The sequence below is a fragment of the Nocardia abscessus NBRC 100374 genome, from assembly GCF_000308455.1.
Lineage (GTDB): Bacteria > Actinomycetota > Actinomycetes > Mycobacteriales > Mycobacteriaceae > Nocardia > Nocardia abscessus.
Window position 1 is genome coordinate 46,792 of record NZ_BAFP01000047.1, and the last position, 26,943, is coordinate 73,734.

General features: G+C 71.1%; 24 protein-coding genes and 1 riboswitch. Of the genes, 10 read left to right on the forward strand and 14 right to left on the reverse strand.

The window, feature by feature from the left end:
- Positions 1–17: 17 nt before the first annotated feature.
- The 9 genes from ON19_RS09785 to ON19_RS09825 all read right to left on the reverse strand — a co-directional run bounded on the left by ON19_RS09785 (position 18) and on the right by ON19_RS09825 (position 10,039).
- Positions 18–1,169, reverse strand: coding sequence for an LLM class flavin-dependent oxidoreductase (locus ON19_RS09785; protein ID WP_043689286.1), 1,152 nt, complete (start codon positions 1,167–1,169; stop codon positions 18–20).
- On the reverse strand, positions 1,166–1,972 hold the full coding sequence (locus tag ON19_RS09790) for a DUF1684 domain-containing protein (protein WP_043689287.1): 807 nt from the start codon (positions 1,970–1,972) through the stop codon (positions 1,166–1,168). Before ON19_RS09790 ends, ON19_RS09785 begins: the two co-directional genes overlap by 4 nt.
- On the reverse strand, positions 1,969–3,339 hold the full coding sequence (locus tag ON19_RS09795) for an NtaA/DmoA family FMN-dependent monooxygenase (protein ID WP_043689288.1): 1,371 nt from the start codon (positions 3,337–3,339) through the stop codon (positions 1,969–1,971). Before ON19_RS09795 ends, ON19_RS09790 begins: the two co-directional genes overlap by 4 nt.
- Positions 3,336–4,448 carry an LLM class flavin-dependent oxidoreductase gene (locus ON19_RS09800; RefSeq protein WP_043689289.1) on the reverse strand — a complete coding sequence of 371 codons (1,113 nt, stop codon included), beginning with the start codon at positions 4,446–4,448 and terminating at the stop codon, positions 3,336–3,338. The genes ON19_RS09795 and ON19_RS09800 overlap by 4 nt, the downstream gene beginning before the upstream one ends.
- The gene (locus tag ON19_RS09805; protein ID WP_157229642.1) at positions 4,448–4,777 is read right to left on the reverse strand and encodes a hypothetical protein; all 330 of its coding nucleotides are present in this window, start codon (positions 4,775–4,777) and stop codon (positions 4,448–4,450) included. Before ON19_RS09805 ends, ON19_RS09800 begins: the two co-directional genes overlap by 1 nt.
- An 83-nt stretch (positions 4,778–4,860) precedes the next feature.
- On the reverse strand, positions 4,861–6,483 hold the full coding sequence (locus tag ON19_RS09810; protein ID WP_043689292.1) for a dipeptide ABC transporter ATP-binding protein: 1,623 nt from the start codon (positions 6,481–6,483) through the stop codon (positions 4,861–4,863).
- Positions 6,480–7,277: an ABC transporter permease gene (locus ON19_RS09815; protein ID WP_043689351.1), complete on the reverse strand. Its 798-nt coding sequence runs from the start codon at positions 7,275–7,277 to the stop codon at positions 6,480–6,482. Before ON19_RS09815 ends, ON19_RS09810 begins: the two co-directional genes overlap by 4 nt.
- Before the next feature lie 135 nt (positions 7,278–7,412).
- Entirely contained in the window at positions 7,413–8,417 is a 1,005-nt protein-coding gene (locus tag ON19_RS09820; protein ID WP_043689294.1) for an ABC transporter permease, read from the reverse strand.
- Positions 8,418–8,419: 2 nt separating this feature from the next.
- Positions 8,420–10,039, reverse strand: coding sequence for an ABC transporter substrate-binding protein (locus ON19_RS09825; RefSeq protein WP_043689296.1), 1,620 nt, complete (start codon positions 10,037–10,039; stop codon positions 8,420–8,422).
- 185 nt (positions 10,040–10,224) lie between these two features.
- A riboswitch (SAM riboswitch) is annotated at positions 10,225–10,318 on the reverse strand.
- Between the two features lie 380 nt (positions 10,319–10,698).
- On the opposite strand from ON19_RS09825, the gene ON19_RS09830 reads away from it, so the two are divergent.
- Positions 10,699–11,397: a hypothetical protein gene (locus ON19_RS09830; RefSeq protein WP_043689298.1), complete on the forward strand. Its 699-nt coding sequence runs from the start codon at positions 10,699–10,701 to the stop codon at positions 11,395–11,397.
- Positions 11,398–11,424: 27 nt separating this feature from the next.
- Here ON19_RS09830 and ON19_RS09835 read toward each other — a convergent pair whose 3' ends face one another.
- From ON19_RS09835 to ON19_RS09855, 5 genes are all read right to left on the reverse strand, one after another.
- On the reverse strand, positions 11,425–12,591 hold the full coding sequence (locus ON19_RS09835) for a glycosyltransferase family 2 protein (RefSeq protein WP_043689353.1): 1,167 nt from the start codon (positions 12,589–12,591) through the stop codon (positions 11,425–11,427).
- Between the two features lie 35 nt (positions 12,592–12,626).
- Positions 12,627–13,409 carry an LppM family (lipo)protein gene (locus ON19_RS09840; protein WP_372478704.1) on the reverse strand — a complete coding sequence of 261 codons (783 nt, stop codon included), beginning with the start codon at positions 13,407–13,409 and terminating at the stop codon, positions 12,627–12,629.
- A gap of 80 nt (positions 13,410–13,489) precedes the next feature.
- The gene (locus ON19_RS09845; protein ID WP_227954923.1) at positions 13,490–14,374 is read right to left on the reverse strand and encodes a carotenoid biosynthesis protein; all 885 of its coding nucleotides are present in this window, start codon (positions 14,372–14,374) and stop codon (positions 13,490–13,492) included.
- The gene (locus ON19_RS09850; protein ID WP_043689300.1) at positions 14,359–15,924 is read right to left on the reverse strand and encodes a phytoene desaturase family protein; all 1,566 of its coding nucleotides are present in this window, start codon (positions 15,922–15,924) and stop codon (positions 14,359–14,361) included. Before ON19_RS09850 ends, ON19_RS09845 begins: the two co-directional genes overlap by 16 nt.
- A gap of 7 nt (positions 15,925–15,931) precedes the next feature.
- The gene (locus tag ON19_RS09855) at positions 15,932–16,543 is read right to left on the reverse strand and encodes a GNAT family N-acetyltransferase (protein ID WP_043689302.1); all 612 of its coding nucleotides are present in this window, start codon (positions 16,541–16,543) and stop codon (positions 15,932–15,934) included.
- Positions 16,544–16,713: 170 nt separating this feature from the next.
- Between ON19_RS09855 and ON19_RS09860 the strand changes: the two genes are divergently transcribed.
- From ON19_RS09860 to mraY, 9 genes are all read left to right on the forward strand, one after another.
- Positions 16,714–17,154 (forward strand): SAV_6107 family HEPN domain-containing protein, encoded by a 441-nt coding sequence (locus ON19_RS09860; RefSeq protein WP_043689303.1) that lies wholly within the window; start codon positions 16,714–16,716, stop codon positions 17,152–17,154.
- Between the two features lie 148 nt (positions 17,155–17,302).
- Complete coding sequence (locus ON19_RS09865; protein WP_043689305.1) at positions 17,303–17,716, forward strand: SCO2097 family morphological protein; 414 nt, start codon at positions 17,303–17,305, stop codon at positions 17,714–17,716.
- A gap of 404 nt (positions 17,717–18,120) precedes the next feature.
- A complete protein-coding gene (gene mraZ / locus ON19_RS09870) occupies positions 18,121–18,552 on the forward strand; it encodes a division/cell wall cluster transcriptional repressor MraZ (protein WP_039797118.1) in 432 nt (143 codons plus the stop codon).
- A gap of 184 nt (positions 18,553–18,736) precedes the next feature.
- Positions 18,737–19,711 carry a 16S rRNA (cytosine(1402)-N(4))-methyltransferase RsmH gene (rsmH, locus tag ON19_RS09875; RefSeq protein ID WP_043689360.1) on the forward strand — a complete coding sequence of 325 codons (975 nt, stop codon included), beginning with the start codon at positions 18,737–18,739 and terminating at the stop codon, positions 19,709–19,711.
- Between the two features lie 127 nt (positions 19,712–19,838).
- Entirely contained in the window at positions 19,839–20,615 is a 777-nt protein-coding gene (gene ftsL / locus ON19_RS09880) for a cell division protein FtsL (protein WP_227954922.1), read from the forward strand.
- Positions 20,612–22,507 (forward strand): peptidoglycan D,D-transpeptidase FtsI family protein, encoded by a 1,896-nt coding sequence (locus ON19_RS09885; protein WP_051168691.1) that lies wholly within the window; start codon positions 20,612–20,614, stop codon positions 22,505–22,507. Before ftsL ends, ON19_RS09885 begins: the two co-directional genes overlap by 4 nt.
- A 214-nt stretch (positions 22,508–22,721) precedes the next feature.
- A complete protein-coding gene (locus ON19_RS09890) occupies positions 22,722–24,305 on the forward strand; it encodes a UDP-N-acetylmuramoyl-L-alanyl-D-glutamate--2,6-diaminopimelate ligase (protein ID WP_051168692.1) in 1,584 nt (527 codons plus the stop codon).
- On the forward strand, positions 24,302–25,840 hold the full coding sequence (locus ON19_RS09895) for a UDP-N-acetylmuramoyl-tripeptide--D-alanyl-D-alanine ligase (RefSeq protein WP_043689307.1): 1,539 nt from the start codon (positions 24,302–24,304) through the stop codon (positions 25,838–25,840). Before ON19_RS09890 ends, ON19_RS09895 begins: the two co-directional genes overlap by 4 nt.
- Entirely contained in the window at positions 25,837–26,913 is a 1,077-nt protein-coding gene (gene mraY, locus ON19_RS09900) for a phospho-N-acetylmuramoyl-pentapeptide-transferase (protein WP_043689308.1), read from the forward strand. The genes ON19_RS09895 and mraY overlap by 4 nt, the downstream gene beginning before the upstream one ends.
- The last annotated feature ends 30 nt before the right edge of the window (positions 26,914–26,943 follow it).

Genomic DNA, 26,943 nt, shown 5'->3' on the forward strand with positions numbered 1-26,943 from the left:
GCCGGCCGGGAGCCGGATCAGGCCGCGCGGGCGGCGCGCAGGCCCCAAGCATCGGCGAGCAGCCGATGCGATTCCAGGCGGTCGGCGTGCCGATGGGTGATCGAGGTCACCAGCAGTTCGTCAGCGCCGGAGACCCGTCGCAGCGCGGCGAGCCGCTCCACGACGGTGCCCGGCGAACCCACGAACTGGGTGGCCAGGCGATCGTCGACCAGGCGCCGCTGCTCGGCGGTGAGCGGGGCGACGGTCGCGGGGTCGAGATAGTCGGCGGCGCCGGCGCCGCTGCGGATGCTGTAGACCCAGTGGCCGTAGCTCGCCGCCAGCCGCTGCGCGGTCGCGTCGTTGTCGGCCACGACCACGTCGGCGGAGATCACCACGTACGGCTCGGCCAGCTCGGCGGACGGGCGGAACGCTTTGCGATACGCCGCGATCGCGTCCAGCGCGGTGCCCGGTGAGACGTGATAGGCCGCGGCGAAGGGCAGCCCGAGCCGCCCGGCCAGTTCGGCGCTCGCACCCGCGGTGCTGCCGAACAGCCACAGCCGCACCTGCGCGCCCTCACCCGGAACCGCGTGCAGCGCGACGCCTTCCGCGCTGACGAAGGTGCCCTCCAGCAGGGCGCGCACCTCATCGACCTGCTCGGCGAAGTCCAGCGGCTGCGCGCCGCGCTGCTGCAACGCGCCCACGGAGGCGAGGAATTTGGACCGGTCCAGGATGCGGCCCGGGTCGAACGGCGGCGGAACCACCACGCCGTCACGGATCTCGGTGCGCCCGGTCACCGTGTCGATCACCGGCTTTCCGCCTTCGGTCCGCGCGGTTTCCGCCCCGAACTGACTGCGCCGATGACCCGACCGGCCCAGACCCAGGTCGAGCCGCCCGGGGTACAGCGCGTCGATCGTGCCGAACGCTTCCACGATCGAGGCCGAGGTGTGATGCCCCGCCTGCACCGCCGCCGAACCCACCCGGATGCGCTGGGTGGCCGCCGCGACCAACCCGATCAGGGTGATCGAGGAGGAGCTGGCCACCGAGACGAAGTGGTGTTCGGCCAGCCAGTACCGGTGGTAGCCCCACTGTTCGGCGTGCCGGGCCAGATCGACGGTGTTGCGCAGCGCCTGCTGCGCGGTCGAGCCCGCGCTGATGGGGGACAGGTCCAGGATCGATACCGGGACGGTCATGCCGCACGTCCCTGCCGTGGATCCTGTTCGCCCGCCTCGACGGCCACGCGCAGCCGGTTCTGCGCGGGCGCGACCGGGCAGGTCGCGAAATCGGTGAAGGCGCACGGCAGATTCGCCGCCCGGTTGAAGTCCAGCACCACCGTGCCGTCCGGGCCCGGCGCGCCGACGGTCAGCGAACGCGCCGCCGGGTAGGTCGTCACACCGCTCGTCGCGTCGGTGAACAGCACCCGCAGGTCGTCCCGGTCGCCGAACGCGACTAGGCGTTCGGTCACCTCGCCGATGCGGAATTCGATGGTGCCCGCTGCGCTGTGGTGGTGCTCGAGGCCCTCGACGACAGCGCCGGTGATCACGGTCTGCGGGGTTTCGAACGGGGTGAACCGCCCGGAGCGCACCCAGCGCGGATCGGGCTGGTAGGCCGGGATGCCGTCGAAGGTGAGCAAGGCGGGCGCGGCCGGGTCGTGCACCCGCACGGCGTGGCGGCCGGTGCGGCGGATCACCTCGAGCACCCGCCGCTCGTGCGACACGTGCAGGCCGGGCGCGCCTTCGACGGGTGTGACGATCTGCACGCCCGCGATGTCCAGTCCGTCGAAGTGCAGCCGGTCGGCCGGTTGTGCGGTGATGAACACCTTGCCGTCGGTGACCCACCAGGTGCCGGGCACGTCCGGCAGCCGCTCGGGGCTGTCGGTGAGCCAGTGCAGCGCGGTCAGGCTGAGAAAGCCGAGCGGGTCGCGCAGTTGGTCTTCGCGCGCCTGGTGCCAGTGCGCCCATTCGGTCTCGAAAACGCTGGTGATACTGGTGGTCATGACGCTTTGGCTCCTTCGTGGGCGGTGGTGCGACGGTGCGGGTGGCGCAGGCCGAGGTGGTCGCGCAGGGTTGTGCCGGTGTACTCGGTGCGGAAGCTGCCGCGTTCCTGAAGTTCCGGGACGACCCGGTCGACGAATTCGTCCAGCCCGTGCGGGGTGAGGTGCGGGACGAGGATGAAGCCGTCGGCGGCGTCGGACTGCACGTAGGTGTCGATCCGCTCGGCGACCGACGCGGGCGTGCCGACGAACTGCCGGCGCGCGGTGACCTCGATGATCAGCTCCCGGATGTTGAGCTTTTCGGCCTCCGCCTTGACCCGCCAGGCCGCGGCGACCGCGCGGGGATCCTTGGCGTGGCGTACGCGACCGCGGGTGATCTCGACATTGTCGGTGGGCTCGATGTCGGGCAGCGGACCGTCCGGGTCGTAGCCGGAGAGGTCCCGGCCCCAGACCTGCTCGAGGAAGGCGATCGCGGTCTGCGGGCCGACCTGTTGCAGGCGGATGTGCCGGGCGCGTTCCTGTGCCTCGGCCTCGGTGTCGCCGAGGACGAACGTGGCGGCGGGGAAGATCTTCAGCTCGTCGGGAGTGCGGCCGTACTTGGCCAGGCGGCCCTTCAAGTCGGCGTAGAAACGCTGCCCGTCTTCCAGGGCGCCGTGGCCGGTGAAGATCGCGTCGGCTGTGGCCGCGCCGAATTCCCGGCCGTCGTCGGAGTCGCCCGCCTGCAACAGCACCGGATGGCCTTGCGGACTCGGCGGCAGCTCGAATCCGGCGGCGATGTCGAACTGGGTTCCGCGATAGCGGGTTTCGGGGATTTCGCGGGCGAATACGCCCGCTTCCCGGTCGATGACCAAGGAGTCCTCGGCCCAGCTGTCCCACAGCGCCCGGGCGACCGCGACGGTCTCGGCCGCGCGGTGGTAGCGCTGACCGTGCTCGAGATAGCCGCCGCGCCGGAAGTTCGCGCCGGTGAACGCGTCGGAGGAGGTCACGACGTTCCAGGCGGCGCGTCCACCGGAGAGGTGGTCGAGCGAGGCGAATTGCTCGGCCAGTTCGAACGGTTCGTTGTAGGTGCTGTTGATGGTGCCCGCCAGCCCGAGCTTCTCGGTCACCCCGGCCAGCGCGTTGAGCACGGTGAAGGTGTCCGGCCTGCCAACGACGTCCAGATCGTGGATGCGGTCGCGATGTTCGCGCAGCCGCAGCCCTTCGGCGAGGAAGAAGAAGTCGAACAGGCCGCGCTCGGCGGTCCGCGCCAGATGCTCGAACGACGCGAAATCGATCTGGCTGCCCGACTCGGGATCGCTCCAGACGGTGGTGTTGTTCACCCCGGGGAAGTGGGCGGCGAGGTGGACGGGCTTGCGGGGCTTGTCGGTCACGACGGCGTGCCTTCCGTGCTGGCGGCGTAGCGGCTCGCCGGGCGAGCCAGGCCGAGACGATCGCGTAAGATGCCGCTGGACTGCGGTTTCCGGTCGAGTGTTGGCAGCAGGCGCACGACCGCGGGGAGCGCGAGGGGGCGCAGGACCACACCGTCGGCGGCCTCGGCGCTGTCCACGGCAGCGAGCAACTCGCGCAGTGTCTCGGTGGTGCCGATGTGGCGGAGCGCCGTCGGCGCGGCGGCGACCGGGGCGGCCCAGCTGTCCAGAGCGCGCAGTTCGGTGACCGCCGCATTCGCCGAGTCGGCCAGATGGACGTCGAGATCCAGCAGGATGTGCACGCTGTCGGGGTCGCGCCCCACATCGGCCAGCGCCGAACGCAACTCGGTGCGCCGCGCTCGCGCCGCGTCGAGGTCCCGCGCGCCGATCCGGATCAGGTCGGCGCGGTGCAACGCGATCTCGGTCGCGGCGGCGCCGTCAGCGCGCACGGCGACGATCGGCTGGCCCTGTGGCGAGCGCGGGGTGATGGAGGGGCCCTTCACCGCGAAGTTGTCGCCGGTGAAGTCGATGTAGTGCAGTTTGTCCCGGTCGATGAAGCGGCCGGTCGGTGCGTCGCGGATCTCCGCGTCGTCCTCCCAGCTGTCCCACAGCCGGGTGACGACCTCGATCGCCTCGTCGGCCTCGTGCCACAGCGACGCCGCGTCCTGCGCCGGTTTGCGCCCGAACGCCCGCACCTGCTCGTCCCCTTCGGAGACGGTGACCTCCCAGCCCGCCCGGCCGAGCGTGGCGAAATCCAAGCTCTGGATCGCCTTCGCCAGGTGGAACGGTTCGGTGTGGGTGACCGGCGCCTGCGGAATCAGGCCGATGCGATGGGTGGCGGCGGCGACACGGGCGGCGATCGCGACCGCGTCGAGCCTGCCGCCGGGCCGAACACCGAACGAGCCGGGCAGGAAGACCGCGTCGAGGCCGGCCTGTTCGGCCGCGACGATCAGCTCGACCCAGTACCGCCCGGTGAACAGGTCCTCGGCGCGGGAGTCGGCACGCCGCCAGGAGGCGGGGTGCGCGCCGGTGCCCGCCGCTTCGACGGCGAGGAAGAAGCCGGGGTGCGCCATCAGGCCGTGCCCTCCGCGTCGATCTGCCGCCGCAGCGCCGGATGCGTCCCCGCACCGGCGACGTCGGGCGCCAGGAACAACGCTTCCTGCCACAGCGCGGCGGATACGCCACGCGAGGACCGGACGACACGGCGGTCCCGCTCGGCGCGAACGGGTGCGACGGCGTGTACCCGGCCGCTGCCGAAGGTGTCGGCGGCACGCGGGGCGCGCAGGCGGGTGCGCCACCAGCGGGCCGGCCCGGCGTCCGGGAGATCGGCCGGAATCTCCGGCGCGGGTGACGTTCCGGCATCGGTGGCGGCCGGTTTCCGGTTGAAGGCGGAGTACACCATCAGAGCGATCCTTTTCGGTCGGTGCCACCATGTCTCGGGCTTGTGGCCGGTGGTGGGTTCCGGGAGGCGGGAACGGTTGGACATCAGGCCACGCCTTTCGCGACGGCGGGGGCGGGGATGGCCGACAGCAGTTCGCGGGTGTACTCGTGGCGCGGGTTGTCGAAGATCTCGGCGGTGCGGCCGGATTCGACGATGCGGCCGTGCCGCAGCACCGCGACGTGGTCGCTGATGCGGCGCACCACCGCCAGATCGTGCGAGATGAACAGGTAGCTCAGCGCCAGCTCGGCCTGCAGGCGGTCCAGCAGCTCGAGGATCTGCGCCTGTACCGAGGCGTCCAGTGCGGAGACGGGCTCATCGAGCACCAGCAGCTCGGGATGCAGCGCCAGCGCCCGGGCGATGGCGACCCGCTGGCGCTGTCCGCCGGAGAGTTCGGCGGGTCTGCGCCGGGCGAACTCGGACGGCAGCGCGACCTGCGCGAGCAGCTCCGCCACCCGGTCCCGCCGCCCCGCGCGATCCCCGACCCCGAACGCGCGCAACGGTTCCTCGATGATGGCGCCCACCCGCCAGCGCGGGTCCAGCGAGGCGTACGGGTTCTGGTACACCACCTGGAAGCGTCTACGCAGTGCGCGCAGTCGCGACCCGCGGGCCTTCGACAGCGGTTGCCCGTCGAAGGTGACCTCGCCGCGGTCGGGTTCGGTGAGCCGCAACGCGATCCGCGCCGTGGTGGACTTGCCCGATCCCGATTCACCGACCAGTGAGAGCGTCTCGCCGCGGCAGAGTTCGAAACCGACGCCGGCCACCGCGGTCACGGTGTCGCCGCCGTGCGCGCGGAAGCTCTTGTGGATCCCGCGCAAGACCAGCAGCGGCTCGCCAGCGCGCGGCTTGGGTGCGCGGTAGTCGCCGGGTGGAGCGAGGCTCGGCGACGCCGCGAGCAGACGCTTGGTATACGGGTGGCGCGGCGCCGCCAGCAGTTCGGCGGTCGGGCCGCTCTCCACCACCTCGCCACCGCTGAGCACGACGAGCCGGTCCGCGCGTTCGGCGGCGACGGCCAGATCATGGGTGATCAGCAGCACCGCGGTGCCGCGCACCGCGATCTGCTCGGCGAGCCGGTCCAGTACCCGGCGCGCGACGGTCGCGTCGAGCGCGCTGGTCGGCTCATCGGCGATGACCAGGTCCGGTGCGCAGGCCAGCGCCGCGGCGATGAGCACCCGCTGGCGCTGACCACCGGACAACTCGTGGGGATACTGGGTCGCGCGCGATTCCGGCCGATCCAAGCCCGCGTCGGCCAGCAGGTCGATCGCCCGCGCCCGGGCACCCTTGCGGTCGGCGCGCCCGTGCACGAGCAGTGCTTCGGCCACCTGATCGCCGACGCGGCGGACAGGGTTCAGCGACAACCCGGGGTCCTGCGGGACGAAGCCGATCCGGGCGCCGCGCAGCCGCCGCAGCGCGCGTTCGTCGCCGGTGTCGACCACCGCCCCGTCGAAGGTCACGGTCCCACCGGCGATCTCGGCGTTCGCCCCGTACAGCCCGATCACAGCCTGGGCCAGGGTGGACTTGCCGGAGCCGGATTCGCCGACCAGCGCCACCACCTCACCGCGGGCGACGGTGAGCGAGACGCCGGCCAGCGCGGTGATCGGGCCCGCTTCGGACCGATAGCGAACCCGCAGGTCCTCGATGTGCAGCAGCGGCGACGCCGTGGCGCTCATGCGTGTTCCCCCTTCGCGATCGCGCGGCCGAGGCGCTGGGCGGCGAGCACCACGGCGATGATGACGAAGCCGGGCAGTGTGGTCATCCACCATGCGGTCGCGAGGTAGTTGCGTCCCTCGGAGATCAGCGTGCCCCACTCGGGGGTGGGCGGCTTCGCGCCGTAGCCGAGAAAGCTCAGCGCCGACACGGCCAGCACCGCCATGCCGAATTCGACCGCGGCCAAGGCGAGCACCGGCTGGTAGGAGTTGGGCAGCACGTGCTTGGTCAGCACGGTGTACCAGCGCACGCCCGCGGCGTGCGCCGCCTCCACGTACACCGCCTGGCGGACCCGCAGCACTTCCGAACGCATCACCCGCGCGAAGTTGGCCACCAGCGAAACGCCTACCGCGACGGCCACGTCGGCGGTGCCGAAGCCGAGCGCGGTCACCAGCGCCAGCGACAGCAGCAGTGCGGGGATCGACAGCAGCACGTCGACCAGCCGCATGACCAGCGCGTCGACCACCCCGCCGATCGCGCCGGACAGCAGCCCGAGCAGCGACCCGGCCACGAGGGCGATGCCGACGGCCGCCAGCGTGGCGGTCAGCGAGAGACCGGCGCCGTGCACCATCCGGGTGTAGAGGTCGCGTCCGAGGTTGTCGGTGCCGAACCAGTGTTCGGCGCTGGGGGACTGGAACTTCTGCGCTGGCACGCCGGTCAGCGGGTCGCCGGCCGCGAACACCGACGGCGCCAGCGCCCATCCCACGGCGAGCAGCGCGACCGCGGCCGCGACCAGCAGTCCCGCATTGGCGCGCAACGCCTTCCAGCTCACGGCCGGTCGCCGCAGGCGGGGCAGTACCGCTCTGCGCTGTTCTTCGGTCACGTCGACCACGAGTACGCACCTCCTCGGCAAGCGGCGCGCCGCGCACCGGTACGGACGGCGGGAGCAGCGTCAGGCACGGATGATCGCCTCCTCGGCGGCGTTTGCGGCGGTGTGCTCGGATTCGCCGCTCGCGCCGCGCGAACGGGCCGCGATACGCGGGTCGAGCAGCGGATACAGCAGGTCGACCGCGAGATTCACGCTGACGAACACCACCGAGGTGAGCAGCACGATGCCCTGCACCACCGGGATGTCTTGCGCCAGCACCGCGGTCTGGGTCAGCCGCCCCACGCCTTGGCGGGCGAAGACCGTCTCCACCACCACCGATCCGGCGAGCATGTTGCCCATCAGGACCCCGGCGATGGTGAACGCGGGCACACTGGCCGGGCGCAGCACGTGCGTTCGCCGCACCCACCAGCGCGATCCGCCCTTGGCCAAGGCCACGTCGACGAACGGCTGACGCCAGGTCGTCTCCAGCCCGGCGGTGAGCACCTGCGCGATGACCGCGCCGATCGGCAGCGCCAGGGTGAGGGCGGGCAGCACCGTACCCGCGAACCCCTGACCGCCGAACGCGGGCGCCAGCCGCAACTGGAACGAGAACACCTGCAGCAGTAGCAGTCCGGTCCAGAAGGTCGGCACCGAGACGCCCAGCGATGGCAGTGCGGCCAAGGCGTTGTGCAGCCACGGCCGCCTGGTCTGGGTCGCGGCGAAGGCCAGCGCGACGCCACCGATGACCGCGAAGAGCAGGGCGGTGCCGGTCAACTCGAGCGTGGCGGGCAGCGCGTCACCGATGGCGTCGGTGACCGGCTGCCCGGTCGCGATGGAATGTCCGAGATCGCCGCGGACGGCATGGCCGAGGGCGGTCCAATACTGTTCCCACAGCGGCCGATCCAGCCCGTAGCGGGCCTGCAACTCGGCGATGGCGGCCTGGTCCACCGGTGTGCCCGAGCCGCCGCCGTCGGCCGCGATCGAGACCGGGTCGGCGGGCAGCAGGTACAGCACCACGAACGACAGCGTGAACGCCGCCCACAGCACCCAGATCGCCTGCAGCGCGCGCAGGGCCAGATAGCGTGCCATGACTATCGTCCGCTCAGCCAGGTGTCGAAGAACTGCAATCGCGCGGAGGCTTCGAACTTCAGATCCTGCGTGTTCCCGCCCGCTCCGATCGCCTGGGACAGCTCGACGGTCGGGATCAACAGCCCCGCGTCGAGCACCTGCTGCTGCGCGGTGCGGATGAGCTCGTTGCGCGTCGCGGTGTCCACGGTGCCGACCTGCCCGTTCAGCGCGTCGTCCAACGCGGGGATGGGGCCGCGCGCGTTGAGATTGCGCCCTTCGAGACCGAAGGAGGTGCGCAGGATGTCGCCGTCGGCGCGAGTGGTGTTGCCGTAGAAGGTGTCGAAGTCCTTGCTGCTCTGCCGCGCCGTGGTCTCCGCCACCGACACCAGGTCCAGCTTCAGCTCGACGCCGACCTGCCGCAGCTGCTGCTGCACCAGCTCGAGGATCGCCTGGTTGCCCGCGAACACCTGGCTGAACAGCACCGAGAACGACAATCGCTCACCGTTCTTCGTCCGGACGCCGTCCGCGCCGGGCACCCACCCGGCCTGGTCGAGGATGGTGCGCGCTTTCGCCGGATCGTAGGACAGGCGGGCCGAGAGGTCGGTGTAGCCGGGTGTGCTGGCTGCCAGGGCGCTCGTGGCGGGCTGGAACTGCGGGCCGAGCACGGTGTCCACCAATTGCCTGCGATCGATCGCGGGCAGCAGTGCCTGGCGCACCGCGGGATCGCGCAGCGGTCCGCGGGTGACGTTGGGCTGCAGGCCGAACGGCACACCCGGGTTGGCCGTGCTGAGCACCCGTCCGCCCGCCGCCTCGATCTGCGGCGCGTCCTGCGGTAGTGCGTCGCTGATCGCGTCCAGCTGCCCGGACGCGAGACTGCCGGTGCGCACGCCGGATTCGGGCACCACGGTGAACTCGATCTTGTCCAGGTAGGCCTCGCCGCGGTGTGCGAACACCGCCGAACCCCAGCGGTAGCCGGTGCGCTTGGCCAGCGTCACCGCCGCGTCTTGGCGATAGGCCACGTAGGTGAACGGCCCGCTACCGACGTTGTCGCCGAGGCAGCGCTGCTCGGCGGGCTCGGCCGTGGTCACGTCGGCCAGGATGCCTAGCTGCGCGGTCGAGGACGCCTGCAGGAACTGCGCGTTGGGCTTGCTGAACTCCACCCGGACGGTGAGCCGGTCGACGGCCGTGGTGCCGACGTAGTTGGTGAGGTAACTGCTGCCCAGCGGCGCCTTGCCCGAGCCGAGCCGCACGATCGAATCGAAGGTGTTGCGCACCGAGTCCGCGGTGAGCGGCGTGCCGTCGCCGAAGGTGACGCCGTCGGTCAGGCGGAAGGTGAAGACCTTCGCGTCGGGGGTCGCCTCCCAGCTCTGCGCCAGCCACGGCTTCAGCTCGCCGGTGGCCGGATCCTGGTCGGTCAGCGAATCCACGATCTGCCGTGCCACGTACACCGTCTGGTTGGTGCCGGCCTGGGCCGGGTCCGAGCAGGTCGGCGCCTGGGACAGGCCGTAGCGCAGGATGCCGCCCGGCCGGGGCGGGCCCGCGTCGCCGCCGGGCGCGGCCGAATCGCTGCCGCACGCGGCCACGGTGGTGGCCGCGGCGAGCGCGCCGGCCAGCGCGAGGATTCGGTGACGGGTTCGGATCACGAGACAACTCCAGATACTTCGGTGCGGGCGAGCTGTTCGCCCTCGTGGGGATCGGCGCCGGCGACACCGGTCGCCGACGCTCGGCTGGGCATGCGGCGGCGCTGCCGGGTCATCGGCTCACCGCTTCTTCTGCAGGCCGGGCGGGTTCATGCGTCGTGCCGGCGTCGGCGATGATCACTTCGACTCCTCCATCGGTCCCGGCGGAAGCACCCGCACCCGGTGACCGGGGGGTTGCTGCGACGTCGATGAGCCAGGTCTCTCGGTCGCTCTGGATGGTTGGCGCCGACCCACCGTCATCGGGCGACAGGGTCGAGCCGAATCATGATGCCCAGCAAGTGAAGCCGGGAACAAGGGAAGTAATCACCGTGAGCGTAGATCTTGTCGCACCCGGATTCATCGGATCTTTGTAGTAACCAGGCATGCGCTGCTCTGCCGGGGCGGTGCGAGCACCGCGTCATCGCCGGCGAGCGTCCAGCGCCGAATGCCGACGGCCCGATGCAGCATACGGCTCTTGCCGAAGGTTGGGGCGCGGGGCCGGTTCGTTTCGGGCAAACGGGACTCGCCACAAAATTGCTGTTCGTAATCCATACTGCTGGACGCGTTTGCCGGAGTACTGTGCCCCTCGATCGTCCCGCCGATGAGGAGGTTTCGTGATCACAATGCGTTCTCTGACCCAGTTGTCCGCTGTCGTGTCCGGTTCCATCGCTCTCGTGCTCGCCGGGCCGGGCGCCGCGCTCGCGGCTCCGGATGCCCCGATTCCCGCGTTCTCCGACGACTCCGTGCAGGTGGCCGCCCCAGGCGACCTGTTCGGCGCCTACCAAGCCGCACTCGACGCGCTGCGCGCGCTCGGGATCGCGCCGTTCGCGTACCCGACCGCGTCGGCGTTCTGCCTCGACAACACCACGGGCGGTTTGGCACCCGCCGTGGCGGGCGCCATTCCGGGGCCATGGCCGAAGAACACCGTGCAGATTCCAGGCCAGGACCTCAGCGCCGTCAAGGCTGGGCAGACCATGTTCACCTTCGTGCCCTACGGCCTCGGTCCGGACGGCCCGAACACCGCGGGCATGCAGGTCGCCTGGCTCAACCTGAACACCGGCCGCGGCGGCACGGCCGCCATGGGGCCGCTGTCGGAGGTCGCCCGTGCGATGATCCCCGCGGCCGTCCCCGCTGACCTGCGGCCTTCGGCCGAGCAGGCGATCCGGGACTTCCTCTTCGCGGCCCTGCCGATGGGCGGGGTGCGCGCGGTCCCGGTGGACACCGGGAAGGGCACGGTGCTCGCCGCGGTGTTCGGCACGGTGCAGAACGGCGCCAAGTCCTGCTTCTTCTTGCCGACGGTCGGAATCACCCCGGTGCCATGAGGTCTCGGCCGCCGCGGCGCTGACCGCTCAGTCGAGCGAGCGACCTTTCCAGCGCGCTGTGCCGCGGCGGCGGGCCCGGTGTGAACGCGCCCACAGCAGCAGATACGCCGCGACCGAGACCGGATGCGCGACGGCGGCCAGCACATCCGAGGCCCTCAGCGGACCGCCGGTCTCGGTGGAGCGGGCCAGCAGCCGCCCGCCCACGGCGGCGAGCCAGCCGATCGTGCCCGTCCGCCGGACCGCGCCCCTGCCGAGCACCGCGGCCACGGGCGGCACCCAATAGGCAAGAGCGGCAACGAGTCCCACCGCCGCTCCGCCCGCGATCGTGCCGTCGTAGGCCGACCAGAGCCAGCGGGTGTAGCCCGCGTCCAGGTCGGCGGCGCCGCGATACATCCTGGTGCCGGCCAGTGGGCCCGCCGCCACCACAACGGTGGAGTGACCGGCTCGCCGTAGCGTACGGGCGATGTCGAGGTCTTCGGTGACGCTCCCGGCCACCGCCGCGTGGCCACCCACCGCGCGGTACACCGCGTTGTCGAACACGAGGAACTGTCCGCACGCCACCGCGGTGGAGGGCCGCAGACTCCGCTCGGCCACCGCGACCGGCAGCGTGGAGGCCCACGACCAGCACAGCAGCGGCTGCACCACGGCCTCTGCCACCGAACCGGCCACTTGCAGCGGCCACGGCGAGACCAGCGCGGCTCCTCGTCTGCGCAGAGCGCCGACCGCCGCGGCGATCGCCGCCGGGGCCAATCGCACGTCGGCGTCCACGAAGATCAGCACCGGCGCCGTCGCCTCCTCGGCCAGCCGGACACAGGCGGCGGCCTTCCCGGTCCAGCCGGGCAGCGGGCCGGATTCGGTGCGCAGCAGGGTGAAACGGGAATCGTCCCCGATCGCCGCGCGGGCGGCAGCGCCGGTGTCGTCGGTGGACGCGTCGTCGAGGATGCGCACCTTCAGGCGCGGTACGCCCACTTGGGCGCGTAGGTCGGCGATCAGGTCGGGTAGCCGGTCGGCCTCGTTCCGTGCCGGGACGCAGACGGTGACGGGTTCGATCACAGTGGTCGGGCTGTCCGCCAACCGCGGCAGGGTGATCCGGTTGTACAGCGCGATACCCGCGCCGAGCACGGCCAGCGCGGTAGCGCAGGTCGGCAGGATCGAGGTCGCGCGCAACGTCTTCGGCAGGTCGGCACTCACCATGTGCGCCACGCTATCCCGGCGCACCGACCTACCGCTCAGCGATTCTGCGTCACCGAGCGCCACCAGCGGCTCAACGAGAAGCCGACTTCCGGCGATCCGGGCGGGGCGGGGTTGCGGTCCATGTAGGCCAGCGCGGCGACGATGGCGGCTACCGCGAGGGTGATGCCGCCCGCGATGCCCGCCCAGCCCGCGAACGAGCGGGTGTTCGGGTCGGCGTAGCTCACCTCGGCGCTCGGTCTGGAGACCTCACCGGGCGGCAGCCTCCAGGAGACGACGTTGTCGCCGTCGCGGCTGCCGTTGGTCTTGGCGACGCGGGCCGGAAAGGCGATGGTGAACTGCACGTCGGAGCCGTGCGGCGGAACGGATTTGAGGTCGACGCGCCCGGTCATCTTGACCAGGTCGCCGGTGCGCTGGAATTGCAGCTGGAACATGCCCTGGGTCTGCTCGGACAGCTGGCCGAGCTGCTGCACCTCACCGAAGGACAGATCCTCGAAGAACACCTGGCTGCCGGTGTAACCGTCCTGGGCGTACGGCTCCACGCGCACCTTCGCGGCCAGCGTCTCGGGCGCCTTCAGCTGCGGGCCCTTGTCGCCGGGGTCGGCGGGCACCACGGCGGCCACGAGCCGCCCCGACACCCGGTCGTTGGACGAGACGCCCATCGACACCTGCACCCGCAGGCAGCTCGCGAGCATCGGCACCAGCATCGCCGCGAGCAGAACGGCCGCCGCGACACGCACGCCGCGGCGTCGGGCCCGCCGCTGCGGGAGGTCCGGGGCATCGGGCTTCGTGGTGACGGGACTCGGCTGCACGGGTGACATCGTGCCAGGCCGTCGGCCCGGAATGAAACGCACCAGTCGCAACGCGCGTCGGCCTGCCGCGCCGGGCGGATCGCACCGGGTCAGCGGCGCGCGCGAGCAGCTACGACCAGTAAGGGAACGCCGAGCACAGCCATACCGGCGAAGCCGTAACCAGCGGAGGGCAGAAGGCCGAGGAACACCGCGTGGGCCAGCGCCGACCCCAGCCAGGTCCACAGGAACAAGGTCACCGGGACGACGCGTGCCGGCGCGCGACCGTGCTCCGGCGGCGTCCGCACCGGATCCGGCGCGGCCTGCTCCCAGGCCGCCAGCAATCCGCCCATCACGAGCGCGACGCCGAACCATCCCAGGTAGTTCGTCACCGGGATCCAGTCCAGCCCGGGCAGCCCGGACTGGGTGTCACACCAGGTCCACTGCCCGTCGGCCACCATTTGCGGATCGAGGAACAGATCCCAGCCCACCGCGCCCGCCGCCGTCGTCACGACCCGTGCGAGCGTGTGCCGCGACAACATCCCGGCCACCACCCATACCGGGTAGATTCCACCGGTCCAGGCCAGCGGCACGATCAACGGCACCGTCAGCAAGGCGGGACCGAGCCGGTCGGCGGCGTACTCGTAGCAGCCGAACGGCACTCCCGTCGCGGTGCCGATCACCTCGGCCGTGAGCCCGAGACCGGAGACGACGACCAGGAAGCCGATGGCGTACCGCGGTCCCCTGGTCGCGGTGGCGTGTGCCAGCGCGGCGCCCGCGGACAGCAGCACGATCGCGACGGTGATCCGGTCGCGCGTGCCGCCGGTGGTCAGCGGATATCCGATCTGCGCGACGATCGCCGCGGCGGAGAAGACGAGGGGAAGGAGAAAGCGCCCCGAGCGATACCAGGGCACCGAATACGCGGGATGTTCGCGTGTCGGCGTGGTCCGCCCCGTCGCCGTCGCCAGCTCGCCCGAGTGCCTCATCGTCGCAGCCACCGGGGTAGCCGACGCCGTTTCAGGTCGCGCAGCGCGAGTGCGGCGGCGGTGCGGCCGCTCGCGCCGGAGACACCGCCGCCGGGGTGGGTGGACGCGCCGGTCAGGTACAGCCCCGGCGCACCGGGCACCCGCTGCCCCGCCAGTTCCGGCAGCGGGCGCCACAGCATCACCTGGTCCAGCGACATCTCCACGTGCATGACGTTGCCGCCGACGAGCCCGAGTTCGCGCTCCAAGTCCACCGGCGTCTGCACGTGCGTGCGCAACACCGTCTCCGCGAAACCGGGTGCGTAGGAGTCGACTTCGGCGATGATCCGGTCGCCTTCCTGCTGCGCGAGGCGGGCCCAATCGTCACCGGAGGCCAGTCGGTACGGGTGCCACTGCGCCCACAGCGACAACTGATGCTCACCCGGCGGCGCGATGGTCGGGTCGAGGGCACTGAAACTCATCGCCAGCACCACCGGCCGCGGCGGCAGGTCCCCCGCCAGCGCCGCGCCGTGCGCACGACGCAACTGCGCGCGATCGGACACCAGGAATTGCAGACCGCGGGCGGAGTGATCGATCGGGCTGCCGGGGTAACTGGGCAGCGCCGAGGTGGCGGCCCGCACCACCATCCCGATCCCGGGACCGACGCGGATGCGCCGCCGCCAGTCGTCGAGCACCGCACCGTCGAATCCGCCGTCGCGGAGCAACTCCAGCGTGGTCAGCACATGGCTGCCCGCGATCACGGTGTCGGCGCACAGCTCTCGGCCCGACGCGGTGCGCACCCGCCAGCGGTCGCCGTCGCGGCGCAGGGCCACCACCGCGTCGCCCGCGGTCACCACCCCGCCGTCCGAGCGCAGCCGCGCCACCAGCGCCGTGGTCAGCGCTCCGCTGCCGCCGACCGCCCGCCCCGGCGGCAGGGTGTGCATGAGCGCGGCGAAGCCCACCATCGGCGCCGTGCCCGGCTCCGACATCGGCGGCCCGGACTGCGCACCGAACCACGCCAGCGACGCCTTCAGGCGCTCGTCCTCGAAGGAGGCGTCCAGCAGCGCGTCCCCGGATTGCAGGAATTCCCGCGAGAGGGCGCTGCCGCCGTCTTTCGCGTCCAGTCCCCAGAACGACCGCACGAGCCTGCCCGGCGTCGGTCCGCCACCGAAGGCTCGCATCACGCGGGCGCTGCGCGGACCCCACACCTGGACGAATCGGCGATAGGCCGCCGCGTCCCGGTGGCCGCAGGCCGCCGCGATCGACGCGCAGGTCGCTTCCAGGTCGCGGTGGAACACGAGGGCGGGGCGGCCCGCGTGCGCGGGCGAGAAACCCCATGGGTCGCAGTCGATGTATCGCAGCCCGAAGCGGTCGAGTTCGAGTTCCTCGACGATGCCGGTGTGGCGGATCATGATGTGCGCCGACGAGCCGCGATCGACCCGATGGCCGGGGAACCGCTCGACCGTCGACACCGCGCCGCCGAGGACATCGTCGCGTTCGAGCACCTCGACCTCGTGTCCGGCGCGGGCGAGATAACACGCGGCGACCAAGGCGTTGTGGCCCGAGCCGACGACGACCACCGTCACGTGACCCTCACAGCGGTAGCCGCCTGCCGAGGATCGCGAACGGACGGTTGTCGCCCGCGAACACGAAATTGCGGACCACGTCGGTGAATCCCTGCCTGCGGTACAACCGCCAGGCGCGGTTGTCCTCACCGGCGACCTCGGGCGTCGACAGCAGCACGGCGCGCTCGGTGCGGTCGCGCAGCAGCCGTTCCAGCAGCGTGGCGCCGATGCCGCGGCCCTGCGCGGTCGGATGCACATGCAGTTCGGTGAGCTCGAAGTAGTCCGAGAGGAGTTCGCGCGTGGAGTGTTCCGGCCAGCCCGAGCGCCGCATTCCGCTGTGTACCTGCTGGTGCCACCACTGGTGCGCGGCGCCGCGATAGCCGTAGGCGATCGCCACGATCGGTGCGCGGCGCAGATCGATCCGGCCGGAGTCGTCGGGCAGCACCGCCGCGACCGCCTGCCAGCCGGGCCGGGTGGTGTGCTCGGTCCACATCGGTGCGCGATGGTTCTCGGTCCCGCGCGGATAGTCCATGGCGGCCACGTAGACCGCCAGTGCGTCGTGCAGCCGGGAGCGCAGAGCCGCCACCGAGAGATCGATGACGGCGGGTGCGGGAGTGTGATTGGGCTTGACGGCGGTCATGGCTCTCGTCGGTCGCGCGGACGCGGAAGTTTGTCGGTGGGCGTCTCTATATTGAAGCTCAATTCAAACGTTCGAATACCTGTTCGGTCCGGGCGGTTGCTGGAAAGCGGTGGGGGACGCCGCCTCCAGCGCGGATACGGGCCAAGGTACGCGATGGTGGAGGGACGGCGATGTCTGGTCGAGTGGAATATCCGGGCCGGCCCGGCCGGGCCGGCAAGCTGCTGGAGCGCGCGGACGGGTTGCTCATGCAGGCGGCGGGGGAACGGGATCCGCGGGAGCGGTTCCGCACCGCCTACCTGGCAGCCCTGCGCGGCGCGGGCGCGGTGATCGCGCTCACGGGCGCCGACGCCGCACCCCGCGCGCGTTCGCGCAACGCGTGGGTGCTGATGCAGCGCGCCGCCCCCGAGTTCGTGATGTGGGCGGACTACTTCAGCGCGCGCTCGGAGATCCGGGCCGCGCTGGAGGCCGGGCTGGACCGACAGGTCGACGAACACGAGGCCGACGAGTTCTCTTCGCGGGTGGCTGCATTCCTGCACGACGTGGAGGATCTCCTCGCGGCGTCGGCTCGGTTGCGCCCCGCCCCGGGAGTCACCGGCGGCATGACCGCTTAGTGCGGCTGAAGACGGACTACGCCGACTGAGCCCATAAGGTGGTCTGGCCCTGATCGAACTCGTATCATTGGTGACAGATGGCCGCCAAGGTCGGCTATCTGTCGCCTACCCGGAGGCGACAGCCACGCCTAGTGCCGGGGGAGGTACCGTGCCACTCTCCGAGCACGAGCAGCGCATGCTCGAACAGATCGAGAGCGCTCTCTATGCTGAGGATCCCAAGTTCGCCTCGTCCGTCCGCGGCGGACGGCTTCGTTCGACCTCGAGTCGTCGCAGACTCCAGGCCGCGGCGTTGTTCGTCCTCGGCCTCTTTCTCCTAGTCGCAGGCATCGCAGCGCCCGTGAAGCCAGGCGGCTTCCCGATCATCAGCCTGATCGGGTTCATCGTCATGTTCGGTGCGGGTGTACTCCTGCTGGTCGGCACCTCCAAGAGCGCCGCCAAGAACGACCGCTCGGGCGGCGAAGCCTCCTCCGGTGGCGCGGGCGGCCGTGGGCGCCAGCGGAAATCCGGCGGTTTCTCCGAGCGTATGGAGGATCGCTTCCGGCGGCGTTTCGAGCAAGAGTAGCTCGCCCGTAGCCTGACAACTTCAGCATTACCGGCGACGCCGCACCGTAGAGGTGCGGCGTCGCCGGTTCGTGTGCGCGGCCGATCGCGCTGCGAATGATCTTCGGGCGGGACTGTCCCGCTTCCCCCACACCTCCCCACAAACTTCCCCCACGATGCCCCCGCGTACGGGCCGCCGAGACGTTTGCTGGGTGTTTTCGGGCGTTTGTCCGTGGGGCCTGCGCGTGTCGGCAGAACTCGTGAAAGTTCTCCACGGCGGTGATAGCTGGGATGACCTGCGGAATCGTCTGGGTCGGGAGCCAGATCACCGCTGGTTTCGATTGAAAGTGGGGGAAAGTGGGGTAATGTGGAGCGCGCAGTACTGAAGGGCCGACCATCGAGGTGATCGAATAGGGAGGTATCGAGTTGTTTCTCGGTACCTATACACCTCGCTTGGACGACAAGGGGCGACTCACGTTGCCTGCGAAGTTTCGAGACGATCTGGCGGGAGGGTTGATGGTCACGAAGGGGCAGGACCACAGCCTTGCCGTGTACCCGAAGGAAGAGTTCACCGCGCTCGCTCGGCGTGCCGCGGCCGCGTCTCGAAGCAATCCGCAGGCACGCGCGTTCGTCCGGGCCCTCGCGGCCGGAACGGACGAGCAGCGTCCGGACGCGCAGGGCCGGATCGTGTTGTCCGCCGACCATCGTCGCTACGCGAACCTGCAAAGGGATTGCGTGGTGATCGGTTCGGTCGACTTCCTGGAGATTTGGGATAAGCAGGCGTGGGAGTCCTACCTCGCCGAGCACGAGGAGGACTTTTCGCAAGCCAGAGACGAGTCGCTGGGCGGGATCTTCTAGCCGCGGGCGAACGAGTGCCACGCGGTCTCTGCCCGGACGCGGACCCTGACGTACTTCCCCGACGCCAGGTGCCGAGGTTCGGTCAGAGACCACGGGGCATTCGTATCCGTATCGAAAGCACTGTGTATCAAGGCGACCCGTGTGCGGTGCGCGACGACGCGAGGCAGGACTCCGGGAGGTCGAGGTGAACCGTGAACAGCGCGGTCCCCGCCATGTTCCGGTTCTGCTCGAGCGAGCCGACGCGCTGCTGGGTCCGGCCTTGGCCGAGCCGGGTGCGGTCTACGTCGACGCGACCCTGGGCTTGGGCGGCCACGCCGAACATTTCCTGAGCACGTACCCCGGTATCCATCTGGTCGGGCTCGACCGCGACACCACCGCGTTGAAGCTGGCCGGCGAGCGGCTCGAGCCGTACGCGGACCGAGTCACGTTGGTGCACACCCGCTATGACGGCATCGCCGACGCGCTGGCCGAGGCAGGGCTGCCGCCCACCGGTTCGGTCTCGGCGATCCTGATGGACCTGGGTGTCTCCTCGATGCAGCTGGACGAGGCCGATCGCGGCTTCGCCTATTCCGTCGACGCCCCACTGGACATGCGGATGGACCCGACCCGCGGGCCCACCGCCGCCGACGTGCTCAACACCTACAGCCACGGCGATCTGGCCCGGGTGCTGAAAATCTACGGCGAGGAACGTTTCGCGAGCCGGATCGCAGCCGAGGTCATCCGCCGTCGCAAGGTCAAACCGTTCAGCACGAGCGCCGAGCTGGTGGAGCTGCTGTACGCCACGATCCCCGCGGCCACCCGCCGCACCGGTGGGCACCCGGCCAAGCGCACTTTCCAGGCGCTGCGAGTGGAGGTCAACGGGGAACTCGACTCCTTGCGTGCCGCGCTGCCCGCCGCGCTCGCCGCGCTGCGTGTCGGCGGCCGGATCGTGGTCATGTCCTACCAATCGCTGGAGGACAAGGTGGTCAAGCACGAGCTCGTCACGCACACCGCGTCCAGGACGCCGGTGGGTCTGCCGGTCGAGCTGCCCGGGATGGGGCCGGAGTTCCGGATGCTGACTCGCGGGGCGGAGAAGGCTACCGAACAGGAGATAGAGGACAACCCGCGGGCGGCCCCGGTGCGCATGCGCGCCGCCGAGCGGATCCAGGAGGCCGGGTGAGGAAGCTGTGCGCGGCGCCTCATCGCGTCGGCTGCGTGCGGATGTCCCGCAGAGATATCGGAGGCCGGATGAGACAGCATCGCGCTGTGCTTGTGCGGCGTCCCGGGAGGACAGAGGAGGGGAATCGATGAGCGTGCGGACGCGGACCGTCGAAGCGCCGGGCCGGGTCGCCCGACGGGTCCAGGATGCCGAACGGGTGAAGTCGGGCGCGGCGCAGCGCGCCTACGCGCGGCGGCGCCTGCGTGCCGAAAGCGGTTCGGACACCGCCTTTCTGCCCACTGTGCGGCGCTCGGCGATGGCCGCGCGCATTCCGTTCGTCACGGCCATCATCGCCCTGCTCGGTTGCGGTCTCGCGCTCACCTTGCTGCTGACCACGCGCGCCGCGGAGGACAGCTATCAGCTCGGCGACGCGCGGGCGACGAACCGGCGGCTGGCCGACGAGCGCGCCGCGCTGCAGCGGGAGGTGGAGGCCGCCGATTCGGCGCCGGAACTGGCCGCGCGAGCACGCGAACTCGGCATGATCCCGGCCAAGGACCCGGCCCGCCTGCTGGTCGGCCCGGACGGCTCGGTCACGGTGATCGGTAAGCCCACTCCGGCCCAGGGCACTCCCGTGCCCCCGCTGAACGCCTCGCCTTCGGCGCGGCCGTGGGGCGAGCGGGTGGTGCCCGTCACCACCACGCCCGGTGCTGCGGTCCCGGGCAGGCCGAACACCGTATCGCAGAACCCGCAGGTGAACGCGGCGCCCGCTCCGGGAAGCCCGGTCCCGACACCGCCCGCGGCAGTCGTCCCGCCGCCTTCGGCGCTGCCCGCGCCACCGGCCGAGGCGCCCCAGCCACCTGCGGAAACGGTGCCGCGAGCCGACGCGGCGCAGCCTGAGACGGCACCCGGCGGAGTGCCGCAGTGACGCACCCCAGGCCTGCGCCGCGCCCGCGGCGCGGGCCGTCCGCCCCCCGCGCCGCGGGCAGGCCGCGCCAGTCCGCCGCCACCGTCTCGGACGGTCCGCTCCGGTTACGCCTCGGCGTCGGCCGGGTGGTCATGCTCGTCGCGCTCGCCGTGGTCGCGCTGCAATTGCTGTGGGTGCAGAGCGTCGCGGCGCCCGGATTGTCGGCGCAGGCGGCCAGCCAGCGCACCACCCATCAACTGGACCCGGCCACCCGTGGGCCGATCACCGACCGCAACGGCAAGTCGCTGGCCTTCACCGTCTCCGCGAAAGCCTTGACCTTTCAACCGGTCCGGGTTCGCCAGGAACTGGCCGACGCCAAGGCCGAGAACGACAACGCGCCCGACCCGGACCAGCGGCTGCGCGACATCGCGCGCACCATCCACGAAAAAGTGAAGGACGCGCCGTCGGAAGCGGACCTGTTGGCGAAGCTGCGCAGCGAAGAGTCGTTCGTGTACTTGGCGCGCAACGTGGACCCGAGGATCGCGAGCGAGATCATCGAGAAGTTCCCCCAGGTCGGCTCCGATCATCAGAGCCCCCGGGTGCACCCCGGCGGCTCGCTGGCGGCGAACGTCATCGGCGCCACCGGATGGGACGGCCACGGCACGGTCGGGCTCGAGTCGTCGCTGGACTCGGTGCTGGCCGGTACCGACGGTTCCTACACCTACGATCGCGGTTCCGACGGCGCGGTCATCCCCGGCAGCTGGCGGGACGAACAGCCCGCGGTCAACGGGTCGGCCGTCGAACTCACCCTGGACTCGGATCTGCAGTACTACGTGCAACAACAGGTGCAGCAGGCCAAGGACATGTCGGGTGCGGGCTCTGCCTCCGCGGTCGTCCTGGACGCCAAGACCGGGCAGGTCCTGGCCATGGCCAACGACAACACCTTCAACCCGGACCTGGGGCCGCAGAAGTGGGCCGACACCGACCTGAGCAACCCGTCGGTCACGGACGTGTTCGAACCCGGCTCGGTGAACAAGATCGTCACGGCGGCCGCCGCCGTCGAGTACGGCCTGACCGATCCGGACGAGGTGCACCAGGTACCCGGCGCGATCCAGATGGCGGGTGTCACCGTGCACGACGCGTGGACGCACGGCGTCGAGCCCTATACGACCACGGGCATTTTCGGCAGGTCGTCCAACGTGGGCACGCTCATGCTCGCGCAGCGAGTTGGCGAGGACCGCTTCGCCGACATGGCGCACCGGTTCGGGCTCGGGCAGCGCACGGGCATCGGCCTGCCGGGAGAGAGCGCGGGCCTGATGCCCGACCGTGACCAGTGGTCCGGCGGCACCTTCGCGAATCTCCCGATCGGGCAAGGTCTTTCGATGACCACGCTGCAGATGGCGGGCATGTACCAGGCGATCGCCAACGACGGCGTCCGCATTCCGCCCAGGATCGTCCGAGCGAAGATCGCGCCGGACGGCACACGCACCGAGGAGACCCAGCCGGACGGCGTGCGGGTGGTGAGCAAGCAGACCGCCGCCACGCTGCGGACGATGTTCCAGGCGGTGGTGCAGCGCGACCCGATGAACGCCAACCAGAACGGCACCGGGTGGCCCGCGGCCATCACGGGCTACCAGGTGGCGGGCAAGACCGGCACCGCGCAGAAGGTGGACCGGAATTGCCGGTGCTACTCCACGTCGTCGTTCTGGATCACCTTCGCGGGCATGGTCCCGGCGGACAATCCGCGGTACGTGATCGGACTCATGCTCGACGCGCCCGTCCGCAGTTCCGACGGCTCCGGTGGCGGTTCGGTCGCTCCGCTGTTCCACAACATCGCCTCGTGGGCGCTGCAGCGCGACCGCGTACCGCCGTCCCCGCAGCCGTCCAGGCAATTCGTCCTGCAGGCTGGGTGATCCGGCCCCCTGGCCCGGCGCGAGGCGGGCGTGTGCGGCGAGGCTCCGCCCGGCGGTGTCCGAGTGCCGCGTGGCGCGGTCTCGGCCGGGTAGGCGAACCCGTAGGGTGCGGGGGCGACCTCCCCGCCCTTGCGATGGGGCGCATGGTCCCGCCGTGACCGGTCGCCGGTAACCTGACACGTCGATCGATGCCCCCGAAAGGAGCCTGGTTTCTGTGCAGTCCGGTCAACCGCGCGCATTGCGGCCAGAGCATTCGCCGTCGACGCCGCTGGCGTCGCTGGCCGCCGTCATCGGGGCCGCGACGAGCCCCGAATCGGCCGTGCGCGGCGTGTCGGTCACCGGCATCGAGCAGCGGTCCGACGCCGTGCTCCCCGGCGACCTGTTCGCCGCGCTGCCCGGCGCCCGCGCGCACGGCGCCCGTTTCGCGGCGGCCGCGGTCGCCAAGGGCGCGGTCGCGGTGCTGACCGACGCGGCGGGCGCCCAGCTGGCCGGCCCGCTGCCGGTGCCGGTGCTGGTGCGGGAGAACCCGCGGGCCGTGCTCGGCGAGCTGTCGGCGACGATCTACGGCAATCCGTCCGAGCGATTGCGCATCGTCGGGATCACCGGAACCTCCGGCAAGACCACGACCGCCTATCTGGTGGAGGCGGGCTTGGCCGCCGCCGGGCTGTCCACCGCGCTGATCGGCACCATCGAGACCAGGATCGGCGGCAGGCGGGTGCCGAGCGCCCTGACCACGCCCGAGGCGCCGCAGCTGCACGCGATGTTCGCGTTGATGGTCGAGCAGGGCGTGGACGCGGTGGTGATGGAGGTGTCCAGCCACGCGCTGACCCTGGGCCGGGTGGACGGGGTGCGTTTCGCGGTCGGCGCGTTCACCAACCTGTCCCAGGACCACCTCGACTTCCACGCCGATTTCGACGACTACTTCGCCGCCAAACGCAAGCTGTTCGAACCGGATTCGCCGGTCGCCGCACGCACCGCCGTGGTCTGCGTCGATGACGAGTGGGGCAGGCGACTGGCCGCCGGTCTGCCGGACCCCGTCACCGTGTCGACCACCCGGACCGCCGCGTGGAGCGTCACCGGCGCGGTGTCGGCGCACGGCGGCGAACAAGACTTCACCGCGGCCGGTCCGCACGGGGAAATCGCTGTGCGCCTGCGGCTTCCCGGCCACTACAACGTCGCCAACGGCCTGCTCGCGGTGGCGGTCTGCGCCGCGGCGGGCGTCGAGCCGTCGATCGCCGCGCCCGCGTTGGCGACGGTGGACGTGCCCGGCCGGATGCAACGGGTGGAGCGCGGGCAGGACTTCCTGGCGATCGTCGACTACGCGCACAAGCCCGCGGCGCTGGAGTCCGTGATCGCCACACTGCGTGGACATCTCGCGGCCGACACCGCGGGACGGCTCGCGGTGGTAATCGGCGCGGGCGGCGACCGGGACGCGGCGAAGCGGCCGCTGATGGGCGCCGCGGGCGCACGGGGCGCCGACCTGCTGATCATCACCGACGACAACCCGCGCACCGAGGACCCGGCGGCCATCCGCGCCGCCGTGGGCTCCGGTGCGCTGGAGGTCCCGGAGACCGAACGCGGCGAAGTGCGTGAGATCGGTGACCGGGCGGAAGCGATCGCGGCCGCGGTGGAGTGGGCGCGCCCCGGTGATGTGGTGCTGATCGCGGGCAAGGGACATGAGGCAGGGCAGGAGATCCAGGGCGTGAAGCACCCGTTCGACGACCGCGACGTACTCGCGGCCGCATTGGAAAGACGTTGTCCGCAAGGCAACCACGCGGAGGACTTGACGGTTTCATGATCGAGATGACACTGCGGGAGATCGCGGAGGTCGTCGGCGGCACGCTGCACGACGTCGCAGACCCGGAGGTGCGTGTAACCGGCTCGGTCGAATTCGATTCGCGCCGAATCTGTTCCGGCGATCTGTTCCTGGCGTTGCCGGGCGAGCGTTCCGACGGTCACGACTACGCGGACGCGGCGATCGCCGCGGGCGCGGTGGCGGTGCTGGCGGCGCGGCCGGTGGGCGTGCCCGCCATCGTGGTCACCCCGAGCCGGGGCGCCGTACCGTCGAGTTCGGTTGCCTTGAGCCATGACTCGGACGGTTCCGGCGCCGCCGTGCTGACCGCGCTGGCCGCACTGGCCCGCGCCAGCGTGTCGCGCCTGGCCGCGGACGGCGGCCTCACCGTCGTCGGCGTGACCGGCTCGTCCGGCAAGACCTCCACCAAGGACCTGCTGGCCGCTGTGCTGGCGCCGCTGGGCACGGTGGTGGCTCCGCCCGGTTCGTTCAACAACGAGCTCGGTCACCCGTGGACCGCACTGCGCGCCGACGCGGACACCCGTTTCCTGGTGCTGGAGCTGTCCGCGCGCGGGCCGGGGCACATCGCCGCGCTGGCCGAGGTGGCGCCGCCGAGCATCGGCGTGGTGCTCAACGTCGGCACCGCGCATCTCGGCGAGTTCGGCAGTCGCGAGGCCATCGCGAAGACCAAGGGCGAGCTGGTCGAGGCGCTGCCGCCGACCGGGCTCGCCGTGCTGAACGCCGACGATCCGCAGGTCGCCGCGATGGCCGCGCGCACGTCGGCGCGGGTGGTTTCGGTCGGGCAGGCCGCGAACGCCGAGATTCGGGCCACCGACATCCAGCTCGACGACCAGGCCAGGGCCGCGTTCACGGTGCACACCCCCGAGGGCAGTGCCCCGGTGCGACTTGCCGTGCACGGTGAGCACCAAGTGGGCAACGCGCTGTCGGCGATCGCCGTCGCGCTGGCATGCGGCGCCGACCTCGAGACCGTCACGGCGGCGTTGTCCGGCGCACGCGCCGCGTCCGCCCGCCGGATGGACGTGCGCACCACCACGGATGGGATCACCGTCGTCAACGACTCCTACAACGCCAACCCCGACTCGGTCCGCGCCGCGCTCAAAGCGCTGGTGAGCATGGCGCGCGCGGGCCAGAAGCCCCGGCGCAGCTGGGCGGTGCTCGGCGAGATGGCCGAGCTCGGGGCGGAATCCGTCATCGAGCACGACGCCATCGGACGGCTCGCGGTGCGCTTGGACGTCAGTCGCGTGGTCGTGGTCGGCACCGGAAGGCCTGCCGGCGCGCTGCACCAAGGGGCGGTGATGGAAGGGTCGTGGGGCGAGGAATCGATTCTCGTACCGGACATCGAGGCGGCGATCGCACTGCTGGACAAGGACCTCGCCCCCGGTGACGTGGTGCTGGTCAAGGCATCGAAGTCGGTCGGCCTCTGGGAGGTCGCCGAGCATCTGACCGACCCGGACGCCGTGCTCGCACGCGGCGGCGCGGCGGACACCCGGGTGGGGCAGGACACGGAGGCAGCAGGATGAGACAGATTCTCTTCGCCGCGGCGATCGCGCTGACGGTCTCGATCCTGCTGACGCCATTGCTGATCCGGTTGTTCGCCAAGCAGGGGTTCGGGCAGGAGATCCGGGTCGACGGTCCCGCCAGCCACCAGGCCAAGCGCGGCACACCCACCATGGGCGGGGTCGCCATCCTGGTCGGCATGTGGGCCGGCTACCTCGGGTCCCACCTGATCGGCATCGGCTATGACGCCGACGGGCCGTCGGCGTCGGCGTTGCTGGTGCTCGGCCTGGCCACGGCATTGGGCGCGGTGGGTTTCGTCGACGACTTCATCAAGATCCGCAAACAACGCAACCTGGGCCTGACCGCGGCGGGCAAGTATCTCGGCCAGCTGTCGGCGGCCGTGATCTTCGGCTTTCTCGCCTTGCAGTTCCGTGGCGCGAGCGGGCTGACTCCCGCCAGCAAGCACCTGTCCTATGTGCGCGACATCAGCACGGTGACCATGGGCGTGGTCGTGTTCCTGGTGTTCGTCTGCTTCGTGGTCGTCGCCTGGTCCAACGCGGTGAACCTCACCGACGGACTCGACGGGCTGGCCGCCGGATCGATGAGCCTGGTGCTGGGCGGATACGTGATCATCACGTTCTGGCAGTACTACCACGCCTGCGAAACCAAGCCCGAGGCCGGTTGTTACAACGTGCGCGACCCGCTGGATCTCGCCCTGGTCTGCGCCGCGGGCGCGGCGGCATGCGTCGGGTTCCTGTGGTGGAACGCCGCCCCCGCCAAGATCTTCATGGGCGATACCGGTTCGCTGGCGCTGGGTGGCCTGCTGGCCGGGCTGTCCATCACCACCCGGACCGAGCTGCTGATGATCGTCATCGGCGCGCTGTTCGTCGCCGAGACGGCGTCGGTGGTGTTGCAGGTCGCGGTCTTCCGCACCACGCGCAACCGGTTGTTCAAGATGGCGCCGTTCCACCACCACTTCGAGCTCAGCAAATGGGCCGAGACGACGGTGATCATCAGGTTCTGGCTGCTGGCCGCGATGGCCTCCGCCGTCGGGCTCGGGCTGTTCTACAGCGAATACCTCTCCGCGGTCGGGTGAACGAGATGGTCGAACATTCTCCGCGGGCTC